Source organism: Flavobacterium sp. AK-301 (assembly GCF_058310215.1).
Genome location: NZ_JBZEES010000038.1, coordinates 1 through 1077, shown reverse-complemented (window position 1 = coordinate 1077; position 1077 = coordinate 1). Strand labels below are relative to the sequence as shown.

The 1077-nt window shown below is 36.2% G+C and carries 2 protein-coding genes; both read right to left on the bottom strand.

Annotation, left to right across the window (positions count from 1 at the left end):
- Positions 1-218: type IX secretion system membrane protein PorP/SprF (locus tag AC4FQX_RS15130; RefSeq protein WP_491168555.1), on the bottom strand; the 218-nt coding region annotated here is incomplete at its 3' end.
- An 89-nt stretch (positions 219-307) separates the two neighbouring features.
- Positions 308-1077: T9SS type B sorting domain-containing protein (locus AC4FQX_RS15125; protein WP_491168554.1), on the bottom strand; the 770-nt coding region annotated here is incomplete at its 5' end.

The window sequence follows — 1077 nt, the reverse complement described above, 5'->3', positions numbered from 1 at the left end:
GCTAACGACTGATTACTTGGAGCATCTTTAATTCCTACCCATTGTGTTAATCCGTTTATTCTGATTTTTGCATTATCGCCGATACCGGCGTAAGTCGCTGCTATGCTAAACGGGTTATCTGCCAGATATTGCGTCTGAACGGGAATCGTTAATTCTTGTGAGTATAGATTTGTTATAAAGCCAACTGCGACTACAAAACCTATTGTTATTTTTTTCATCATTCTATTTTTATAAAAAAACATATCTATTTACTGAACGGAAATACTATTCGGTCGAACCTTGCCAATCCAACCGAATTCTATTTCATTTATCTGTAAAGAGTGAAATTTCCAACAAATTCTCTACTGTCCTCATCTCCGTTTACCTTAATTACGTACCAGTAATCTCCTGCCGGTAATGAAGTCCCTTTATATTTCCCATTCCATGATTCTCCTACTCTTAACGTTTCTATTTCTCTTCCATAACGGTCAAAAATATAGGTCTTGATATTCGGGAAATTATCAATATTTATTGGTGTCCAGGTGTCATTATGTCCGTCATCATTCGGTGTAAAGAAATTTGGTATCTCTATATCCAGAAACTCCATATACATCTCTCTTGTTACCTCGCAACCACCTTCATCAACTAAGGTAACGGTATGGGTACCTGTAGTTTTTACTTTATATGTATTACGATTTCCATGATCCTGATTATTAAAATAATAACGATATGATCCTGTTCCTCCACTTCCTTTTGCTATTATTTCATTTAGTCCACCTATTGAAAGAGTCAGATCTAACGGAGCTATAGTAACAATCTCAAACGGAATCGTTTCTTTGATACAGCCACTGTCATGTAACACTTCTACTTTATGTGTTCCAACACTCAGATTAGTAAAGGTATTTGACAGTTGCGGGGTACCTCCGTCAAGAGAATATAAGACTCCATTTTCTGCTTCAGCATTTACATGTATTGTTACCTGATTTCCTCTTACGTTCTGCTGATCGCAATTATAGGTAACTTCTGCCGTAGGATTAATATTAATCGCTATTGGCATCTCTACACGTTCAGAAACAATACATCCATTGTAATCTTTTA